11 protein-coding genes and 4 tRNA genes are annotated in these 15,414 nt (G+C 60.5%); 11 read left to right on the top strand and 4 right to left on the bottom strand.

The features are described from left to right. Window positions 1-83 precede the first annotated feature (83 nt). The gene (gene uvrB / locus J1D76_RS04640; RefSeq protein ID WP_421137240.1) at window positions 84-2,099 is read left to right on the top strand and encodes an excinuclease ABC subunit UvrB; all 2,016 of its coding nucleotides are present in this window, start codon (window positions 84-86) and stop codon (window positions 2,097-2,099) included. 128 nt (window positions 2,100-2,227) lie between these two features. Here the strand turns inward: uvrB and J1D76_RS04635 are convergent, their stop codons facing one another. Continuing rightward, window positions 2,228-3,718, bottom strand: coding sequence for an MDR family MFS transporter (locus tag J1D76_RS04635; RefSeq protein WP_421137361.1), 1,491 nt, complete (start codon window positions 3,716-3,718; stop codon window positions 2,228-2,230). Window positions 3,719-3,767: 49 nt separating this feature from the next. Beyond that, complete coding sequence (locus J1D76_RS04630) at window positions 3,768-4,856, bottom strand: HlyD family secretion protein (protein ID WP_421137239.1); 1,089 nt, start codon at window positions 4,854-4,856, stop codon at window positions 3,768-3,770. Window positions 4,857-5,086: 230 nt separating this feature from the next. Between J1D76_RS04630 and gltX the strand changes: the two genes are divergently transcribed. The 10 genes from gltX to J1D76_RS04580 all read left to right on the top strand — a co-directional run bounded on the left by gltX (window position 5,087) and on the right by J1D76_RS04580 (window position 11,116). Next, window positions 5,087-6,568, top strand: coding sequence for a glutamate--tRNA ligase (gene gltX, locus J1D76_RS04625; protein ID WP_421137238.1), 1,482 nt, complete (start codon window positions 5,087-5,089; stop codon window positions 6,566-6,568). A gap of 235 nt (window positions 6,569-6,803) precedes the next feature. Next, window positions 6,804-6,879, top strand: a tRNA-Ala gene (locus tag J1D76_RS04620). A gap of 79 nt (window positions 6,880-6,958) precedes the next feature. Then, window positions 6,959-7,034, top strand: a tRNA-Glu gene (locus J1D76_RS04615). A gap of 53 nt (window positions 7,035-7,087) precedes the next feature. Then, a tRNA-Ala gene (locus J1D76_RS04610) sits at window positions 7,088-7,163 on the top strand. A 78-nt stretch (window positions 7,164-7,241) separates the two neighbouring features. Beyond that, a tRNA-Glu gene (locus J1D76_RS04605) sits at window positions 7,242-7,317 on the top strand. A gap of 183 nt (window positions 7,318-7,500) precedes the next feature. Beyond that, a complete protein-coding gene (locus J1D76_RS04600; protein WP_421137237.1) occupies window positions 7,501-8,040 on the top strand; it encodes a TetR/AcrR family transcriptional regulator in 540 nt (179 codons plus the stop codon). A 29-nt stretch (window positions 8,041-8,069) separates the two neighbouring features. Beyond that, entirely contained in the window at window positions 8,070-8,903 is an 834-nt protein-coding gene (locus J1D76_RS04595) for an alpha/beta fold hydrolase (protein WP_421137236.1), read from the top strand. Between the two features lie 48 nt (window positions 8,904-8,951). After that, window positions 8,952-9,389, top strand: coding sequence for an acyl-CoA thioesterase (locus tag J1D76_RS04590; protein WP_421137235.1), 438 nt, complete (start codon window positions 8,952-8,954; stop codon window positions 9,387-9,389). Window positions 9,390-9,590: 201 nt separating this feature from the next. Next, window positions 9,591-10,550: a tRNA dihydrouridine synthase gene (locus J1D76_RS04585; RefSeq protein ID WP_421137234.1), complete on the top strand. Its 960-nt coding sequence runs from the start codon at window positions 9,591-9,593 to the stop codon at window positions 10,548-10,550. 119 nt (window positions 10,551-10,669) lie between these two features. After that, window positions 10,670-11,116, top strand: a complete 447-nt coding sequence (locus J1D76_RS04580; protein WP_421137233.1) for an Hsp20 family protein — start codon at window positions 10,670-10,672, stop codon at window positions 11,114-11,116. 54 nt (window positions 11,117-11,170) lie between these two features. On the opposite strand, the gene J1D76_RS04575 is transcribed toward J1D76_RS04580, so the two are convergent. After that, window positions 11,171-14,449 (bottom strand): PAS domain S-box protein, encoded by a 3,279-nt coding sequence (locus J1D76_RS04575; RefSeq protein ID WP_421137232.1) that lies wholly within the window; start codon window positions 14,447-14,449, stop codon window positions 11,171-11,173. Window positions 14,450-14,515: 66 nt separating this feature from the next. Then, window positions 14,516-15,406: a LysR family transcriptional regulator gene (locus tag J1D76_RS04570; RefSeq protein WP_421137231.1), complete on the bottom strand. Its 891-nt coding sequence runs from the start codon at window positions 15,404-15,406 to the stop codon at window positions 14,516-14,518. Window positions 15,407-15,414: the final 8 nt, after the last annotated feature.

Genomic DNA, 15,414 nt, shown 5'->3' with positions numbered 1-15,414 from the left:
TTTTTTCCTCGGGCGATTTCGGTCGTTTGCGGTCTTTCTCGTTCGTGTCGGTTTAACCGGCAAGAATGATCCAGAGGTGTTTCATGTCTGAATTCCAGCTAGTCACCCGCTTTGAGCCCGCCGGCGATCAGCCGGAAGCCATCCGTTTGATGGTCGAGGGTATCGAGGCCGGGCTGTCGCACCAGACGCTGCTCGGTGTGACCGGCTCGGGCAAGACCTTCAGCATCGCCAATGTGATTGCCCAGGTGCAGCGCCCGACGCTGGTGCTGGCGCCGAACAAGACGCTGGCGGCGCAGTTGTACGGCGAGTTCAAGGCGTTCTTCCCGAACAACGCCGTGGAGTATTTCGTCTCCTACTACGACTACTACCAGCCCGAAGCCTACGTGCCGTCCTCGGACACCTTCATCGAGAAGGATGCCTCGATCAACGACCACATCGAACAGATGCGACTGTCGGCGACCAAAGCGTTGCTGGAGCGTAAGGACGCGATCATCGTCACCACAGTGTCGTGCATCTACGGTCTGGGCAGTCCGGAAACCTACCTGAAAATGGTGTTGCACGTGGATCGCGGCGACCGGCTCGATCAGCGTGAGTTGCTGCGACGCCTGGCCGACCTTCAATACACCCGCAACGACATGGATTTTGCCCGTGCGACTTTCCGTGTGCGGGGCGATGTGATCGACATCCACCCGGCGGAATCCGATTTCGAGGCGATCCGCATCGAGTTGTTCGACGACGAAGTGGAAAGCCTGTCGGCATTCGATCCGCTGACCGGCGAAGTCATTCGCAAGCTGCCGCGCTTCACCTTCTACCCGAAAAGCCACTACGTGACGCCAAGGGAAACCCTGATGGGCGCGGTCGAAGGGATCAAGGAGGAGTTGAAGGAACGCCTGGAGTACCTGCGTTCCAACAACAAATTGGTGGAGGCGCAGCGCCTGGAGCAGCGCACCCGTTTCGACCTGGAGATGATTTTGGAGTTGGGTTATTGCAACGGCATCGAAAACTACTCGCGCTACCTGTCCGGTCGCGAAGCAGGGGCACCACCACCAACGCTGTATGACTATTTGCCGGCCGACGCCTTGCTGGTGATCGATGAGTCACACGTCAGCGTGCCGCAGGTCGGTGCAATGTACAAAGGCGACCGCTCGCGTAAAGAGACGCTGGTCGAGTACGGCTTCCGCCTGCCTTCGGCGCTGGACAACCGGCCGATGCGTTTCGATGAATGGGAAAGCATTAGCCCACAGACGATTTTTGTTTCGGCGACGCCGGGTAACTATGAAGCCGAGCACGCCGGGCGTGTCATTGACATGGTGGTGCGCCCGACCGGGCTGGTGGACCCACAAATCGAGATCCGCCCGGCGCTGACCCAGGTCGACGATCTGCTGTCGGAAATCAGCAAGCGCGTCGCGCTCGAAGAGCGGGTGCTGGTCACCACGCTGACCAAGCGCATGGCCGAGGATTTGACCGATTACCTGGCCGACCACGGCGTGCGCGTGCGCTATCTGCACTCGGACATCGACACCGTGGAGCGGGTGGAAATCATCCGCGACCTGCGTCTCGGCACCTTCGATGTGCTGGTGGGGATCAACCTGTTACGTGAAGGCCTGGACATGCCGGAAGTCTCGCTGGTGGCGATCCTCGATGCGGACAAGGAAGGCTTCCTGCGTTCCGAGCGCTCGCTGATCCAGACCATCGGCCGGGCAGCGCGTAACCTCAATGGCCGAGCGATCCTGTATGCCGATCGGATAACCGGCTCCATGGAGCGCGCCATCGGCGAAACCGAGCGTCGTCGCGACAAGCAAATCGCCTTCAACCTGGCCAATGGCATCACGCCTAAAGGGGTGTTCAAGGACGTCGCCGACATCATGGAAGGCGCCACCGTGCCCGGTTCGCGCAGCAAGAAGCGCAAAGGCATGGCCAAGGCTGCCGAGGAAAACGCCAAGTACGAAGCCGAACTGCGCTCGCCGAGCGAGATCAGCAAGCGGATTCGTGGGTTGGAAGAGAAGATGTACCAGCTCGCCCGCGACCTGGAATTTGAAGCGGCGGCGCAGATGCGCGACGAGATTGCCAAGTTGCGCGAGCGGTTGCTGACTGTCTGAGATTTGGGGTAAATCGGCCGGCCTCTTCGCTGGCAAGCCAGCTCCTACAAGGTTTTCGGGTGGACATCAAGCCCTGTAGGCGCTGGCTTGCCAGCGAAGGCGTCCTCACAGCCGCCAAAGAACTGGGATCAGTGCGACTCCCCAGCCTTTACCCCCTCCGGCAACTTCCTGGTCAGCAAGATCGCCAGCATGCTGATCCCCAACGCAATCCCGACAAAATGGAACGCATCGTTATAGGCCATGATCGTCGCCTGTTGATGCGCGATCTCGCTGATTTTGCCCAGTGCTGCGGTTTCGTTACCCAACCGGTCAGTCAGCGAAGCAATCCGCTCGGCCACCTGCGGATTGCTCGGCACGATGGATTCACGCAAGTAATCAAAGTAAACCTTGGTCCGCGCATCCAGCAGGGTCGCGAGCAGGGCGATGCCGATGGCGCCGCCAAGGTTGCGCAGGATGTTGAACAGGCTCGACGCCGAGCCTGCGTCCTGGGGTAGCAGGTAGATGGTGGCGATCATCGAGATGGTCACCATGACCAGTGGCTGGCCGATGGCGCGCAGCAGTTGGATCTGGTTGAACTGTGGCCCGGCGAAATCCGGGTTCAGCACGCCCGAGAAAAAACTCGCCATGCCGAACAGGGCAAAACCCAGGGTGCACAACCATTTCGGCGGGATGACCTTCATCAGTTGGGGCACCAGCGGAATCAGGAACAGCTGCGGTATCCCCATCCACATGATCACTTCGCCGATTTGCAGGGCGTTGTAGTTCTGGATCTGCGCCAGGTACAGCGGCAACAGATAGATCGAACCGTACAGGCCGATGCCCAGGCCAATACTGGAAATACTGGATAAACCGAAGTTGCGGTTGCCGAGGATGCCGAGGTTGATCAGCGGATTGGGTTTGGAAAACTGCACGATCACAAAGGTGATCAGGCTGATCAGCGCGATGCTGCCCAGGGTCACGATCAGGCTGGATTCCAGCCAATCCTTGCGATGGCCTTCCTCGAGGAACACCTGCAAACAGCCGAGCCCGACGCCGAGGGTGAGGATGCCGGTGTAGTCCGTGCTTTTCAGCAGTTCCCAGTGCGCTTCTTTTTTCTCAAGCCCGTACATCAGGCCGGCGATCATGATCAGGCCGGGTGGGACGTTGATGTAAAAGATGTACTGCCAGCCCCAGTTTTCCGTCAGCCAGCCGCCAATGGTTGGACCGATGGAGGGGGCGAACGTCGCGGTCATGGCGAACATGGCCATGCCCTTGGCGCGGTGATGTTCCGGCAGCTTGATCAGGGTCAGGGTAAACGCCAGCGGGATCAACGCGCCGCCGGTAAACCCTTGCAGCGCGCGGAACACGATCATGCTTTCCAGGCTCCAGGCCATGGAACACAGCAGCGAGGCGACCAGGAACCCGAGGGACACCCACACCGCCAAACGTCGCGCCGACAGCAACTGCACCAGCCACGCGGTGAGCGGGATCATGATGATTTCCGCGACCAGGTACGAGGTCGAAATCCACGAGCCTTCTTCCAGGGTCGCCGACAGCGCCCCCTGGATATCCTTGAGCGAAGAGTTGGTGATCTGGATGTCGAGCACCGCCATGAAGGCGCCGAGCATGACGCTCATCACTGCGATCCAGTCCCGCCGGGTCGGTTCCCCGACCGGGCGGATCAGATCATCACCGGCCATCGTCGGCGGCGTCTTTGCTGCTCACTTGGGGGGTGACGTCGACAGGGGTGTCCTTGATGTTCACCGTGGCGGTGACCGACATGCCCGGACGAATCTTGCCGCGCAGCGGGTTGTCGGCGGCGAAGGTCAGTTTGACCGGGATTCGTTGCACGACCTTGGTGAAGTTGCCCGTGGCGTTGTCCGGCGGCAACAGGCTGAACTGCGCGCCCGAGGCCGCAAACAGGCTGTCGACCCGTGCTTTGATCGGGGTGTCGCTGTAGGCGTCGAAGGTCAACTCGGCTTGCTGGCCGGGCTGCATGTGGCCGATTTGGGTTTCCTTGAAGTTGGCCTGGATCCAGATGTCCTCGTCCGGCACGATCGACAGCAGGTAGGCACCGGCCTGCACGAATTGGCCTTCGCGGGCGGCGCGCTGGCCGATCAGGCCGCTGATGGGCGCGTGGATTTCACTGCGGGTCAGGTTCAGTTCGGCCTGGGCCAAGTCGGTCTTGGCGTTGGCAATCTGGGCGTCGAGTCGCTTGATTTCGGCGGTCAGCGCGTTGACTTGCTGGCGCTGGCCTTGAGCATCCGCCTGGGCCTTGGTCAGCTGTGAGCGGGCAATGTGGTTGTCGGCGGAGAGGGTGGTTACGCGTTCTTCGGAGATGTAGCCGGGTTTGCGCAAGGTCTCGGCGCGGGTCAGATCGATCTGTGAGCGGCCCAGGCTGGCCTGGCTGGAGGCGACTTGCGCTTCACTGGCGGCGATCAGGCTGGCTTGCTGGGTCAGCTTGCTCTGGGCTTGCAGGCGTTCGGCCTGGCGAGTGGCGAGGGCGGCGTTGGCGCGGTCGACGGCGAGATGGAAATCGTCGCCTTCAAGTTTGACCAGCAACTGGCCTTTTTCGACATGCTGGTTGTCCTGCACCAATACCTTGTCGATACGCGCGCCCAACTGGCTCGACACACGGGTGATCTCGCCCTGTACATACGCGTTGTCGGTGCTTTCATAAAAGCGTCCCTTGAAAAACCAATGGGCGAAGAAGCCCCCGGCAATCAGCAGGACAATCAGCAGGAAGGTAAACAGGCGACGCTTGAGTTGGGCAGGCATGGGCAAACTGTAGTCAAGAAATTGTAAGGGAAGATATCAGCAGGCAAATTTGGCATACAGCCGATAAGGGGTAAATGCCATCGGTTGATATTCAGCCATTCACCCCCTGATACGGGTCTTCCAGACGCAACCTTGGCTTAAATGCCCTGTTCACTGGAGCGGGGCGGGTGTCGCCTGTTACCATTCGCCGCTTGATTGTTCTTTGCTTTTCATTCTTTTCGAGACATGCCATGACCACCGTCCGCACTCGCATCGCGCCATCGCCTACCGGGGACCCCCACGTAGGTACTGCCTATATCGCATTGTTCAACTACTGCTTTGCCAAGCAGCATGGCGGTGAGTTCATCCTGCGGATCGAAGACACCGACCAGTTGCGTTCGACCCGCGAGTCCGAACAGCAGATATTCGACGCCTTGCGCTGGCTCGGGATCGACTGGAGCGAAGGCCCGGATGTCGGCGGCCCGCACGGTCCGTACCGTCAAAGCGAGCGTGGCGAGATTTACCAGAAGTACTGCCAGCAGCTTGTGGAGCTGGGCCATGCTTTCCCGTGCTTCTGCACCGCCGAAGAACTCGACCAGATGCGCGCCGAGCAGATGGCGCGCGGCGAAACCCCGCGTTACGACGGCCGTGCGCTGCTGCTGTCCAAGGAAGAAGTCGACCGTCGCCTGGCGGCTGGTGAGCCGCATGTCATCCGCATGAAAGTGCCGAGCGAAGGCGTTTGCGTGGTGCCGGACATGCTGCGTGGCGACGTTGAAATCCCGTGGGACCGCATGGACATGCAGGTCCTGATGAAGACCGACGGCCTGCCGACGTACTTCCTGGCCAACGTAGTCGACGATCACCTGATGGGCATCACCCACGTATTGCGCGGGGAAGAGTGGCTGCCATCGGCACCGAAGCTGATCCTGCTTTACGAGTACTTCGGCTGGGAACAACCAGAGCTGTGCTACATGCCGCTGCTGCGTAACCCGGACAAGAGCAAGCTGTCCAAGCGCAAGAACCCGACCTCGGTGACCTTCTACGAGCGCATGGGCTTCATGCCCGAAGCGATGCTCAACTACCTGGGGCGCATGGGCTGGTCGATGCCGGACGAGCGCGAGAAGTTTTCCTTGCAGGAAATGGTCGACCACTTCGACCTCAAGCGTGTGTCCCTCGGCGGTCCGATCTTCGACATCGAAAAGCTGTCGTGGCTCAACGGCCAGTGGCTGCGAGACCTGCCGGTGGAGGAGTTCGCCGCACGCGTGCAGAAGTGGGCGTTGAACTCCGACTACATGATGAAGATCGCGCCGCACGTGCAGGGCCGCGTTGAAACCTTCAGCCAGGTGGCACCGCTGGCCGGGTTCTTCTTTGCCGGCGGTGTGAACCCGGATGCCAAGCTGTTCGAGTCCAAGAAACTCTCGGGCGATCAGGTTCGTCAACTGATGCAGTTGATCCTGTGGAAGCTCGAAAGCCTGCGTCAGTGGGAGAAAGACAGCATCACCGCGACCATTCAGGCGGTGGTCGAGTCCCTTGAGTTGAAGCTGCGTGATGCCATGCCGCTGATGTTTGCCGCGATCACGGGGCAGGCCAGTTCGGTGTCGGTGCTCGATGCAATGGAAATCCTCGGGCCGGACCTGACCCGTTTCCGCTTGCGCCAGGCGATTGACCTGCTGGGTGGTGTGTCGAAGAAAGAAAACAAAGAGTGGGAAAAGCTGTTGGGCGCCATCGCCTGATGAGCCACGCCTGACCTTGGAGGAGCCGGCTTGCCGGCGAAGGCTCGCGTGAGCCTGGCTCGATCTTGCGAGCCCCTTCGCTGGCAAGCCAGCTCCGACAAGGCGGCAAACCCCGGATTTTCGGGGGGAGGGCGGTAAGTGATTGTTATGCCGGCAAAAAATTTTAATTTTTTTGAAAAATAAGTTTGACAGACTTTCGATACGCCCTTAAGATTCGCCCCGTCCTCAGCAATGAGGGGCTATAGCTCAGCTGGGAGAGCGCTTGCATGGCATGCAAGAGGTCGACGGTTCGATCCCGTCTAGCTCCACCAATTTACACTTCAAGGCCTGGCCACACCGGCCTTGAAGCGATCAGCACTCAGCGTTGATCAGTTGTATAGAAGGGTTTGCGTCCCCTTCGTCTAGTGGCCTAGGACACCGCCCTTTCACGGCGGTAACAGGGGTTCGAGTCCCCTAGGGGACGCCAGTTTTACAGAAGTGATGTTGCAAGAGATCGCTCCGCCGCGAGGCGAAAAATCCGGGGCTATAGCTCAGCTGGGAGAGCGCCTGCATGGCATGCAGGAGGTCAGCGGTTCGATCCCGCTTAGCTCCACCAATTTACAGTTCAAGGTCTGGCCACACCGGCCTTGAATCGATCAGCTCTCAGCACTGGTCAGTTGTATAGAAGGTTTGTGTCCCCTTCGTCTAGTGGCCTAGGACACCGCCCTTTCACGGCGGTAACAGGGGTTCGAGTCCCCTAGGGGACGCCACGATTACCCGCTCTGCGGGATTTATAAGGGTCATTCAATTATTGAATGGCCCTTTTGTTTGTCTGGCGTTTGGCCAAATCTCTCATTCCTTTCCAAACTGTTCTTCAGACCAGCGGTCATAATCACGACTTGCGGAATATTATTATGAGAATAATATTCTAATCGTAATATTCGGAGGCAACGATGAACGATAAAAAAGCTCAAACCCGCGAACGCATCCTCAAGGCTGCCAGCGCTGCACTGATCCAGCGTGGCCCGGCCGAGCCCAGCGTGGGCGAAGTGATGGGTGCGGCGGGCCTGACGGTCGGCGGCTTCTACGCACACTTCGAAAGCAAGGACGCGATGATGCTGGAGGCGTTCAAGCAATTGCTCGGCCATCGTCGCGACCTGATTGCCGACATGGACGCGCAGTTGACCGGCGAAGAGCGTCGCGCATTGGTGGCTGCGTTCTATCTGTCGCGCAAGCATCGCGACTCCTCCGAATCGGCGTGCCCGATCCCGGCATCGGTCGGCGAACTGGGTCGGCTGCCGGACGCGTTTCGTATCGCACTCAATGAACACGTGGAAATGATGGTCGCGCAGTTGGCGGCCAGTCCTGAAGACACCGAAAAAGCCCTGGCCGATATGGCCCTGATGGTCGGTGGGCTGGCTCTGGCGCGGGCGCTGGGGCCGGGAGAGTTGTCCGATCGATTACTGCGCGCGGCCAAATCGGCAGTGCGTTGACCTGAAGGCTGCGGCCTGAGGAGCATGCGATGAGCGCGTTAAAGTGGGTTCGTGGCGTTAATGGCACCTTGGGCTGGATGGCCCCGAAACTGGTCGCAAGCAAAATGCGCGTGGCTTTCATGACGCCCCGCGATCTGCCGCCCCGTGACTGGGAGCTGCCGCTGCTGGCGAGATCTGAGCGGATTACCTTGCGCTTTGGCCTTTCGGCGCTGCGCTGGGGGCAAGGCCCGGCGGTGCTGCTGATGCATGGTTGGGAAGGCCGACCCACGCAGTTTGCCAGCCTCATCACTGCGTTGGTCGACGCCGGTTATTCGGTCGTCGCGCTGGATGGCCCGGCCCACGGTCGGTCGCCGGGCAGCGAGGCGAATGTGGTGCTGTTCGCCCGCGCCATGCTCGAAGCCGCTGCCGAACTTCCGCCCTTACAAGCGGTTATCGGCCATTCCATGGGCGGCGCCAGTGCCATGCTCGCGGTCCAGTTGGGCCTGCGCACCGAAACTTTGGTCAGCATTGCCGCACCGGCGCGGATTCTCGGCGTGCTGCGCGGTTTCGCCCGTTATGTCGGGCTGCCGCCCAAGGCTCGTTCGGCGTTCATTCGCCAGGTCGAGAACGATGTCGGCATGCGCGCTGCGACGCTGGATGTCGCGCACTATCAACTCGATATGCCCGGCCTGATCGTTCACGCCGAAGATGACACTTTCGTCTCGGTCAAAGAGTCGCAATTGATTCACGAGGCCTGGTTCGACAGCCGTCTGCTGCGCTTGCCCGAAGGGGGGCATCAGCGCGTGCTGGCCGACCCCCGCGTGATTGATGGCGTGTTATCGCTGCTGGCCGGTCGCAGCCTGCAATCACGCCAATCTGCCTGAGCATCCGTTACACTGCCCCGGTCAAAACTATCTGATCGGGAGTGGGGCATGGGCTGGGATCGGGAAACGCCGTTTGTCATTGATCTGCAAGTAGGCGCCGAGGACATCGACGGGCTGGGGCACGCGAATAACGCGGTCTACGTGACCTGGCTCGAACGCTGCGCCTGGCGCCACTCCCAGCGCCTGGGCCTGGATCTGGTCGAGTACCGGCGGCTGGACCGGGCAATGGCCGTGGTGCGCCACGAGATCGATTACCTGGCAGCTGCCTATGAGGGCGATGAGTTGCAATTGGCGACCTGGATTGTTGACTGGGACCAGCGCCTGAAAATGACCCGGCACTTCCAGCTGATCCGCCCCAGCGACAATGCGACGTTGCTGCGTGCGCAAACCACGTTTGTCTGCATTGAATTGTCGACCGGCAAGCCCAAGCGTATGCCGGCTGAGTTCATCGAAGGCTATGGCCCGGCACTGCAAACTCCGGCCTGACCTGATTCCTGTGGCGAGGGGGCTTGCCCCCGTTCGGCTGCGAAGCGGCCGCAAAACTTGTGAATGCAATTTATCTGGCGAAATACCGGGGCTGCTTTTGCGACCCAAACGGGGGCAAGGCCCCTCGCCACAGGGTAGGCGCAAGTCTTTCCATCGATAATCCAGTAAACTGCCGCACGTTTTTCCTCGAGTGTGTTTTTCATGCAAATTGCTTTGGCGCCCATGGAGGGGTTGGTCGACGACATCCTGCGCGATGTGCTGACCCGCGTGGGGGGTATCGACTGGTGCGTGACCGAATTCATCCGGGTCAACGACCAGTTGCTGACGCCTGCCTATTTCCACAAGTTCGGCCCGGAGTTGCTCAACGGTGCCCGCACCGCCTGCGGTGTGCCGCTGCGTGTGCAACTGCTCGGTTCCGACCCGGTGTGCCTGGCCGAAAACGCCGCGCTGGCCTGCGAGCTGGGTTCCGAGGTGATCGACCTGAACTTCGGCTGCCCGGCCAAGACCGTCAACAAGTCCCGTGGCGGCGCGGTCTTGCTCAAGGAGCCGGAGCTGCTCAATCAGATCGTCGAGCACGTGCGTCGCGCGGTCCCCGCGCACATTCCCGTCACCGCCAAGATGCGCCTGGGTTTCGACAGCCCGGACGGTTCGTTGGTCTGTGCCACGGCCCTGGCCGAAGGTGGCGCTGAGCACATCGTGGTTCACGCGCGGACCAAGGTCGACGGCTACAAGCCGCCTGCCCATTGGGAGTGGATCCCTCGCGTGCAGGACGTGGTCAAGGTCCCGGTGTTCGCCAATGGCGATATCTGGAGCGTCGAAGACTGGCGCCGTTGCCGCGAAATCAGCGGCGTTGAAGACATCATGCTCGGTCGTGGCCTTGTTTCGCGACCGGACCTGGCCCGGCAAATCGCCGCGGCGCGGGCCGGTGAAGACGTGGTCGAGATGACCTGGGCCGAGTTGCTGCCGCTGATCCAGGACTTCTGGCTGCAAGCCAAGGCGCAGATGACGGCGCGTCAATCGCCGGGTCGCCTGAAGCAATGGCTGGCGATGCTGACCCGCAATTATCCAGAAGCAGTGGAGTTGTTTACCCTGCTGCGTCGGGAGACCGAGCTGGATAGCGTCTCGCGCTTGTTGGGTCTGCCGCTGGCCGAGGCCGCTTGAAAAAATCGAAAAAAGTCTCTTGAAATGCAATCAGCGGTCCCTATCTAAGGGTTACGCGATGCCGAATTCGGGTCGCGGAGACAAAAAACCTTGCTGATTGTTTTCAGGAGATTTGAACCATGACTACCGCATTTTCCCTGGCCCCACTGTTCCGTTCCTCGGTAGGTTTCGACCGTTTCAACGACTTGTTCGAAACCGCTTTGCGCAACGAGCCAGGCAGCACCTACCCACCCTATAACGTGGAAAAACACGGCGACGATCAGTACCGTATCGTCGTAGCGGCCGCCGGTTTCCAGGAAGAAGACCTGGAGCTGCAAGTCGAGAAGGGCGTGCTGACCATCAGTGGCGGCAAACGTGACGCCAATGAAGACGTGACCTTCCTGCACCAAGGCATTGCCCAGCGTGCGTTCAAGCTGTCCTTCCGCCTGGCGGACCACATCGAGATCCAGGCCGCGGACTTGCGTAACGGTCTGTTGAGCATCGACCTGTTGCGCGTGGTTCCGGAAGAGGCGAAGGCCAAGCGCATCCCGATCAACGGGACGCAAAAGCCGGCTCTGCAACACTGAGTCAGAGTCATGAAAAAGGGCGAACCTGAAGGGTTCGCCCTTTTTTTGTGCTGCTTATTTCAGGAGCTTTTGAAACTCTTCGACCGGCAATGGCTTGCTGTGCAGATACCCTTGGTAGAAATGGCAGTCAAGCCCCTGCAAGAACTCCAGTTGCTCGGCGGTTTCCACCCCTTCGGCAATCACTTTCAAGTCCAGGCTGCGGGCCATGGCGACGATGGCCCGGATGATTTCGGCATCGTTCGGGTCGCTGGTGGCATCGCGGATGAACGACTGGTCGATCTTCAACGTATCGACTGGCAGGCGCTTGAGGTAGGTCAGCGAGGAGTAACCGGTGCCGAAGTCGTCCATGGCGAAGCTCACGCCGAGTTTTTTCAAGCGGCGCATTTTGTTGATGGTGTCTTCCAGGTTCTGAATGACGATGCCTTCGGTAATCTCCAGTTTCAACAGGGAGCAGGGCAGGCCATGGCTGGTCAGGCTGTTTTCGACACGCTCGACGAAGTCGGTCTGGCGGAACTGGCGCGGGCTGATGTTCACGCACAGGCTGAATTTCTGCGGGTTCACCAGGCCGTTTGCGATCAAGTGCTTGAAGGCTTTGCAGGCTTCATCGAGGATCCAGGTGCCGACCTCCAGGATCAGCCCGCTGTCCTCCAGCACCTTGATGAATTCGTTGGGCGATTGCGCACCCAGGTCGGGATGAGTCCAGCGCACCAGTGCTTCGGCACCGACGATGCGGTCACCCCGGGCATCGACTTGAGGCTGGTAGTGCACGCGAAATTCACCTCGGGACAACGCCAGGCGCAAATCGGTCTCCATGCGCAGGCGTTCGCTCGCCGCTTTCTGCATGGTGTTGTGATACATCTGCGCCGTATTGCGCCCCGAGTCTTTGGCGCGGTACAGCGCGATGTCCGCACGCTTGAGCAGGTCGGTCGGGGTCGAACCGTGATCGGGAATCAGCGCAATGCCGATGCTCGGTGTCACTTGCAGGCGCTGGCCGTCGAGGAACATCGGTTCGGACAATAATTCGCGAATGGTGTCGGCCAGTTCCCGCACCTGTTCGCTCACCTCGCTGCGCGAACCTTCGAGGCCGCTGAGCAGCACCACGAATTCATCGCCGCCCAGGCGCGCGACGGTGTCTTCCATGCGCACGCTGGCCTCCAGGCGTGCGGTGATGATTTTCAGCACCGTGTCGCCGACCGGGTGGCCGAGCGAATCATTGATGTGCTTGAAGTGGTCGAGGTCGAGAAACATCAGTGCGCCACGCAAGTTGTGGCGCTTGAGCAGGGCGATCTGCTGGCTCAGGCGATCCATCAGTAGTGCGCGGTTGGGCAGGTTGGTCAGTGGGTCGTGATAGGCCAGGTGGCGAATCTGCGCTTCGGCGTTTTTCAGCAGGCTGACGTCTCGCGCGGTCAGCAGCAGGCACGCGGTTTCGTTGAGGGTAATCGGTTCCACCGAAACTTCGACGGTGAGCAGCTCACCGCGCTTGTTGCGTCCGAGCATCTCCTGGTGATGCACCCGACCCTTGATCTGCAATTCGGCCAGCAGTGTCGAGCGCTGTTTTTCTTCGGCCCAGATTCCGACTTGATACACCGTGCGGCCTACCACTTCGTCGGCGCGGTAACCCGTCAGGCGGCAGAAGCCGTCATTGACCTCCAGGTAGCGCCCGGTGTCGCGCTCGGTGATGGTGATAGCGTCGGGGCTGGAATGGAACGCCTTGGCGAATTTCTCTTCGCTGGCCTTGAGGGCCGCTTCCGAGCGCTGCTGGTGGGTGATATCACGCAGCGTGGTGACGACGCAGGGCTGATCGCCGACGCTGATCTGGCGGCTGGAAATCACGCAGGTCAGGGATTGCCCGTCCTTGTGCCGGACCAGAATGGCGACGTTGTTCAGACCTTGTTCGCGGATCACCTGCTCGATGCGTTTCAGGCTTTTTGCCGACGCGTCCCACAGGCCGATTTCGTCGGCGCTGCGGCCGATCACATCGGCGGTGCTCCAGCCGAAGGTCTGGGTGAAGCTGGAGTTGATTTCAATGAACTGGCCGGTGTCCTGATGGGTCACGCAGATTGGATCGGGGCTGACCTGGAACAGGGTGGCGAACTTTTCTTCCGAGGCCACCAGCTGTTGTTCGCGCTCCACCTGATCGGTGATGTCGAGCAAGGTGCCGGCCATGCGCAACGGCAGGCCGTTTTCATCACGGTAGAGGCGGGCGCGGCTTTCCAGGTAGCGCGAACTGCCGTCAGTCAATTGCACGCGGTAAGTCAGTTGATAATTGCCGGCCGGGCCTTCACGCAGGCTGCGGTAAGCGTCGCGCATGGTGTCGCGTTCTTCACCGGGCACGCCTTCGAAAAACTCTTCGAAAGACTCGTGAAACGGCTTGGCTTCCATGCCATGCAGTTGCGCAGCCCGCGCCGAACCGTAGAGCATGCCGCTGGGAATGTGCCAGTCCCAGGTGCCGAGCTGCGCCGAATCCAGGGCCAGGTCAAGGCGTTCCTGGCTGTCCTTGAGCGCCTGTTCGGCGATTTTGCGTTCGGTGGTGTCAAGGAAGGTGCTCAGCAGATAAGGCTGGCCTTCGAGTTCGACTTTTTGCGCGCTGAGGATGCCGTCGTGGATCTGCCCATTGCTGGCGCGAAATTGCACTTCCATGCTGATCAGTTCGCCTTTGGCCTTGGTGGCCTTGACCAGGTCGGCCCGCTGCTCGGGGTGCACCCACAGGCCCAGTTCGAGGGTGGTGCGGCCAATCGCGTCTTGCACCGGCCAGCCGAACAGGCTTTCGAAATACTGGTTGGCCTCGGTGATCAGGCCGTCATCCTGGCGGGTCAGCAGGACCATGTTCGGGCACAGGTGAAACAGGGTGGCAAAGCGTTTTTCCGAACTGCTCAAGGCCTGTTCGCGCTGGCGTTGGTGGGTGATCTCGCGGATCACGCCGATCATCCGTGGCCGGCCGTGCTTGTCCGGCAACAGGCTGCCGCTGATCTCCAGCCAATGCAGGCTGCCATCGGGCCAGCGGATGCGGTGATGCATCGCCTGCTCCAGTGGAGCGCCGGCAATCACCGCGTGGAAGGCGCGCACGGTTTTGGCGCGATCCTCCGGCGGCAACAGGTCGAGGTATTCGAGGTCCGCGGGCAGCGGTTGCCGGGGGTCGAAGCCGAACAACGCCTGCGTGCCCCGTGACCAACTGATCTGCCCGCGCTCGATGTCCCAATACCAGGCGCCCAGGCGCGCGCCGTTGAGCGCAGCCAACAATTGTGAGGCACTTTCCCAGCTCTGCTCGGAGTTTTTCGGGTCAAGTGCCTGGATACGCGGCATGGGCGGAATACGGTCAACAGATTTGGGCATTGGCAAGCCTTAGGCTGAATGTGGCGTGTGTTGCAGGAATTCGCGGCTCTATAGGAGTAGCACAAGTTAGCCTTGAGTCCCTGGCAGTTCGAGTTGAGCGTCCAGCAAGGCCATGAAGGCCCGCGCAGCATTCGATAGCGTCCTTTCCGTGTGCAAGATATAGCCTAGCTGGCGAGTGAGCTGTATGCCCGGCAAAGGTATGCGCGCCACCTGGTCGTCGAGCATGGTGCGCGGCAATACGCTCCATGCCAGGCCAATGGAGACCATCATCTTGATGGTTTCCAGGTAGTTGGTGCTCATGGCGATGTTCGGCGTCAGGCCCTGGGCCTCGAACAGCCGCTGCACGATATGGTGGGTGAAGGTATTGCCGCCGGGGAATACCGCCGGGTGTCGGGCGATGTCCGCGAGGCTGACCTTGCCGTTATTAATCAATGAATGTTCCGGTGCAACCACGAAATCCAGCGGGTCGTCCCACACCGGCGTGGCCTTGACCAGTGCGTGGGGCTCCGGCGCCAGGGTGATGACTGCCAGTTCGGCACGGCCATGGAGGATTTCCTCGTAGGCCACTTCCGAATCGAGGAACTGAATATCCAGCGCCACTCGTGGGTAACGTCGGGTGAATTCCCTCAGCAGGGGCGGCAAGCGATGCAGGCCGATGTGGTGACTGGTCGCCAGGGTCAGGCGGCCACTGACTTCGCCGGTAAGATTGGTCAGGGCTCGGCGCGTGTCGTCCAGCACGTTGAGGATCTGATAGGCCCGCGGCAGCAAGGCGCGCCCGGCCTCGGTCAGGCCGACTTCACGGCCCAGGCGATCGAACAATCGCACCTTCAATTGTTGCTCCAGCCCGGCGATGCGCTTGCTGATCGCCGGCTGCGTCAGGTGCAGGCGTTCGCCTGCGCCTGAGAAACTTCCGGTCTCGGCAATGGCGATAAAAGCGTTGAGGTTGGCCAAGTCCATGTTTGTAT

This window comes from Pseudomonas sp. NFX15 (assembly GCF_049132105.1).
Lineage (GTDB): Bacteria > Pseudomonadota > Gammaproteobacteria > Pseudomonadales > Pseudomonadaceae > Aquipseudomonas.
The sequence above is the reverse complement of the archived record's forward strand: the minus strand, read 5'-3'. Positions and strand labels throughout refer to the sequence as shown.

Coding starts and splice junctions, on each gene's coding strand:
- J1D76_RS04585 (WP_421137234.1), top strand. CDS start 9,591: ATGCAAATTGCTTTGGCGCCCATGGAGGGGTTGGTCGACGACATCCTG.
- uvrB (WP_421137240.1), top strand. CDS start 84: ATGTCTGAATTCCAGCTAGTCACCCGCTTTGAGCCCGCCGGCGATCAG.
- J1D76_RS04575 (WP_421137232.1), bottom strand. CDS start 14,449: ATGCCCAAATCTGTTGACCGTATTCCGCCCATGCCGCGTATCCAGGCA.
- J1D76_RS04595 (WP_421137236.1), top strand. CDS start 8,070: ATGAGCGCGTTAAAGTGGGTTCGTGGCGTTAATGGCACCTTGGGCTGG.
- J1D76_RS04600 (WP_421137237.1), top strand. CDS start 7,501: ATGAACGATAAAAAAGCTCAAACCCGCGAACGCATCCTCAAGGCTGCC.
- J1D76_RS04580 (WP_421137233.1), top strand. CDS start 10,670: ATGACTACCGCATTTTCCCTGGCCCCACTGTTCCGTTCCTCGGTAGGT.
- J1D76_RS04630 (WP_421137239.1), bottom strand. CDS start 4,856: ATGCCTGCCCAACTCAAGCGTCGCCTGTTTACCTTCCTGCTGATTGTC.
- J1D76_RS04590 (WP_421137235.1), top strand. CDS start 8,952: ATGGGCTGGGATCGGGAAACGCCGTTTGTCATTGATCTGCAAGTAGGC.
- gltX (WP_421137238.1), top strand. CDS start 5,087: ATGACCACCGTCCGCACTCGCATCGCGCCATCGCCTACCGGGGACCCC.
- J1D76_RS04570 (WP_421137231.1), bottom strand. CDS start 15,406: ATGGACTTGGCCAACCTCAACGCTTTTATCGCCATTGCCGAGACCGGA.